Genomic DNA, 3,699 nt, shown 5'->3' with positions numbered 1-3,699 from the left:
CGGCGGCCCGCTCGCTCGCGGCCGCCGCCTCGACGTGGTCCGCCCCCGCCCGTGCCCGTTCGGCGACCTCGTCCAGTTCGCGGACCAGATCGTCCGAGGGTGTCCCGGCGGTCGCGGCCCGGTGCCACACCACGCGGTACCGGTCGGCCACCGGATCCGCCACGTCCGCCAGGAGCCGGTGCGCGCGGTGCGCTTCCCCCGGATCGGTGGCGGCGAGCAGGGAGCATCCGGGCACGGCCTCGGCCGGGTGCACGATCTCCCCGGAGACCTCGATCAGCCCGGAGTCGACCGCGTCGGTCAGCGCGTCCGCATCCTCCCCGGTGGCGGCCCACACCCGGTCCAGCGTGCGCCGGTCGAGCCGGTGGTCCACGGCGGCGAGCACGACGACCCGACGGCCCGCGGGCGGCAGCGCCGCCAGGCGCCTGCGGACCGTGGCGCACAGTCTGCTGTCGCCCGGAAGTCCGGTCGGTGGGTCGGTGCGGCCGCTGAGCTGGTCCACCGTGACGGCCGAGGCGAGCTCGACCAGGGCGAGCACGTTGCCGTCGGCGACATCGAGCAGGCTGTCGGCCAGGTCGTGGGGCAGTGCGGGCCCGAGGTGGTCCCGCAGCACCCGGTGCCCGGCCTCGGGCTCCAACGGCCCGAGCCGCAGGCGGGGCAGCTCGGCCAGGAACTCGGCCCGCTCCGCCGGGGTCGCGTGGTCGGTGCCGAACAGGACGACCACGCTCAGGTGGTCGAGCCTACGGGCGGCGAACGCCAGCGCGGCCAGCGACCCGGTGTCGAGCTCGTGCGCCGCGTCCACACAGCACAGCGTCGGTCCCTCCGCCGCGGCGGCGGACAGCAGCGCGTGGGTGGCGGCGCGCACCGTGATCGGGTCGACGTCGGCGCACAGGCCGAACGCCCGGTGCAGCGCCTCCGCCTGCCCGGTGGGAAGCCGGGACAGCAGGTGGTCCAGTGGCCGCAACAGCTGGTGCAGACCGGCGAACGGCACCTCCGATTCGGCGACCGTGCCCCGGGTGCGCAGCACCCGGAACGTCCCGGCCCGGTCGGCGACCTCGTCGAGCAGTGCCGTCTTGCCGACACCGGACCGGCCCACGACGACACGCGCGGCTCCCCTGCCCCGGGAGGCCTCGTCGAGCACCCCGGTCAGCGCGGTGAGTTCCCGGTCGCGCCCGTGCACCCGAAAGGTGTGCGCGGGCGTCGCATTCCACACGGCGAGCATGCCGACAGTGTTACCGGTCGGTCACCGTAAGGAAAGAGTTGCGTTGCAGAACCGACCGATCAGCGGTTCTTCTCGTCCCGCCAGGCCAGCCACTCACGCAATGTGGTCAGGTCGTACTCCGGGCCGCTCGCCGGGACCGTGAACGTCGTGATGCCGAGGTCGAGCAGTTGGTCGCCGGACCCGGCGGGGCTGCCGCTCACCCCCACGGACCGTTCGATGTCGGCCGGGTCACGCCCGACATCGGCACAGTGCCGGTCGAGGATCTCGACCTTGCGCCCGGCGGTGTCCACGTCGCCGAAACCGTGCCAGATGTCGGCGTGCTCGGCCGTCAGCCGCAGCGTCTTCTTCTCGCCCCCACCACCGACCAGGATCGGGATCCGACGGGTCGGGGGCGGGTTGAGTTTGTCCAGCCTGCGCCGGATGCGCGGCAGCGACCCGGCCAGGTCGGCCAACCTGCTCCCCGCGGTACCGAACTCGTAGCCGTACTCGACGTAGTCCTTCTCGAACCAGCCCGCCCCGATGCCGAGGATCAGCCTGCCGCCGCTGATGTGGTCGACCGTGCGCGCCATGTCGGCGAGCAGGTCCGGGTTGCGGTAACTGTTGCAGGTCACCAACGCGCCGATCTCCACCCGGGACAGCGTCTCCGCCCAGGCGCCGAGCATGGTCCAGCACTCGAAGTGCTTGCCGTCCGGGTCACCGCTGAGCGGGTAGAAGTGGTCCCAGTTGAACACCATGTCGGCGCCGAGGTTCTCCGCCTCGACGGCGGTGCGCCGCATGTCGGCGTACTCGGCGTGCTGCGGCTGCAGCTGGAGTCCGATGCGGACTTTCCTGCGGTTCGTCGTGGTCATGACGTCGAGCGTACTGAGGACGACGCACCCGCGCGCGGACGACGACGGGTGCGGTGCGCGCCGGTGAGGCGCGCGGCGGCGAGGCGTCCGGAGATCAGCACGGGTGGGATGCCGACGCCGGGCACGGTGCCGCATCCGGCGAGCACGGCGTTGTCGATCCCCCGGACCCGGTTGGCGGGGCGGAACGGCCCGGTCTGGAGCAGGGTGTGGGACAGCGAGAACGGCGTCCCCGCGGCGAGGCCCCGCTCCGCCCACGTCCGGGGGGTGACCACCTCGTCGATCGTGACGTCGTCGGCGAACCCGTCCAGACCGCGCCCGGCCAGCGTGCGCAGCAGTTCGTCGCGGTAGGCGGGTGCCAACCCCGGCCAGTCCAGCCGCCCGGTGTGCAGGTTCGGCGCCGGGGCCAGCACCGAGAGCACCTGCCTGCCCGGCGGCGCGAGGGCCGGGTCGGTCGCCGTCGGCCGGGTCACCAGCAGCGACGGATCGCTCATCAGCCGTCCCTCCCGCGCGATCTCGGCGAAGGTGCGCCGCCACGCGCCCCCGAAGAACAGGGTGTGGTGATCGAGTGCCGGCCAGTCCCGGTGGGTGCTCCCGTGCAGGACGACGGCGGACGGGGAGTACCGGAGCGGGACGGGGCGCCGGGGCCGCGCACCCAGGAGGGCGTAGGCCGTGGTCAGTTCGGTGGCCAGCACCACCGCGTCACAGGCCAGACGTTCCCCCTCGGCGGTGACCACGGCCGACACCCGCGACGACGCCCGTTCCAGCCACGCCACACGGGTTCCGGTGCGCACCTCGCCGCCCGCGCGTCCGAGCGCTCCCGCCAGGGCGCGGGCGAGGGCGCCCATTCCCCCGCGCGGGTGGTACACACCCGCCACCGTGTCCATGTACGAGATCACCGCGTAGGCGGCCAGGGCGCGCGCCGGGTCCAGGCCGGCGTACAGCGACTGGAACGAGAACAGCCTGCGCAGCCGGTCGTCGGTGAGGAACCGGCCGATCGCCGGACCGAGTCTGCCGAACCCGCCGAGCGCGGCCAGCCGCACCAGTTCCGGCCGGGCCAGTTCCAGCGGGGAGTCGAAGTCGCTGCCGATGAACCGGTCGCGCTGCACGGAGTACAACGCGGTCAGCCACCGCCGCAGCCGCCGGTAGCCCGCCGCCTCGCCGGGGCCCGCCACGGCCGCGATCTCGGCCTCCATCGCCTCCGCGTCGGTGTGCAGCGCGACCGTGCTGCCGTCGGCGAAGTGCGCCCGGTAGGCGGGATCGAGCCGCACCAGGTCGAGCCACGCCGCCGTGGTCTCCCCGACCGCGGCGAAGGTCTCGTCCAGCAGCGCGGGCATGGTCAGCACACTGGCCCCGGTCTCGACGGTGTGCCCGGCGCGTTCGTCGTCGGCCACCCGGCCGCCCGGGCCCGGACGTCGCTCCAGCACCGTGACCCGCCTGCCGGATCCCAGCAGATGGGCGGCGGCCGACAACCCGGCCAGCCCGGCCCCCACCACCACGACGTGCCCGACACCGCTGTCGTCCATGTGTCCTCCTCGCCTCCGGTCGGCTCGGCGGACCGGAGGCGGGCGGTGCGCGCGAGCGTCAGTAGTTGCGGCGGGTCGCCCGGTCCGCGAGGTCGGCGAGCCGCCGGGC

3 protein-coding genes are annotated in these 3,699 nt (G+C 74.2%); all 3 read right to left on the bottom strand.

Annotated elements, in window-relative coordinates; all coding sequences use genetic code 11:
- On the bottom strand, nt 1–1,219 hold a 1,219-nt coding region (locus SACPADRAFT_RS32245; protein WP_007026885.1), incomplete at its 3' end, for an AAA family ATPase.
- 59 nt (nt 1,220–1,278) lie between these two features.
- Nucleotides 1,279–2,067, bottom strand: coding sequence for an LLM class F420-dependent oxidoreductase (locus SACPADRAFT_RS0204910; RefSeq protein ID WP_007026884.1), 789 nt, complete (start codon nt 2,065–2,067; stop codon nt 1,279–1,281).
- Entirely contained in the window at nt 2,064–3,590 is a 1,527-nt protein-coding gene (crtI, locus tag SACPADRAFT_RS0204905) for a phytoene desaturase family protein (protein ID WP_007026883.1), read from the bottom strand. The genes SACPADRAFT_RS0204910 and crtI overlap by 4 nt, the downstream gene beginning before the upstream one ends.
- Nucleotides 3,591–3,699 lie beyond the last annotated feature (109 nt).

The sequence above is a fragment of the Saccharomonospora iraqiensis subsp. paurometabolica YIM 90007 genome (genome assembly GCF_000231035.2).
In the GTDB taxonomy this organism is placed as follows: domain Bacteria; phylum Actinomycetota; class Actinomycetes; order Mycobacteriales; family Pseudonocardiaceae; genus Saccharomonospora; species Saccharomonospora paurometabolica.
The sequence above is the reverse complement of the archived record's forward strand: the minus strand, read 5'-3'. Positions and strand labels throughout refer to the sequence as shown.

Excerpts from the sequence above, each read along its gene's own strand:
- SACPADRAFT_RS0204910 (WP_007026884.1), bottom strand. The coding sequence starts at position 2,067 with ATGACCACGACGAACCGCAGGAAAGTCCGCATCGGACTCCAGCTGCAG.
- crtI (WP_007026883.1), bottom strand. The coding sequence starts at position 3,590 with ATGGACGACAGCGGTGTCGGGCACGTCGTGGTGGTGGGGGCCGGGCTG.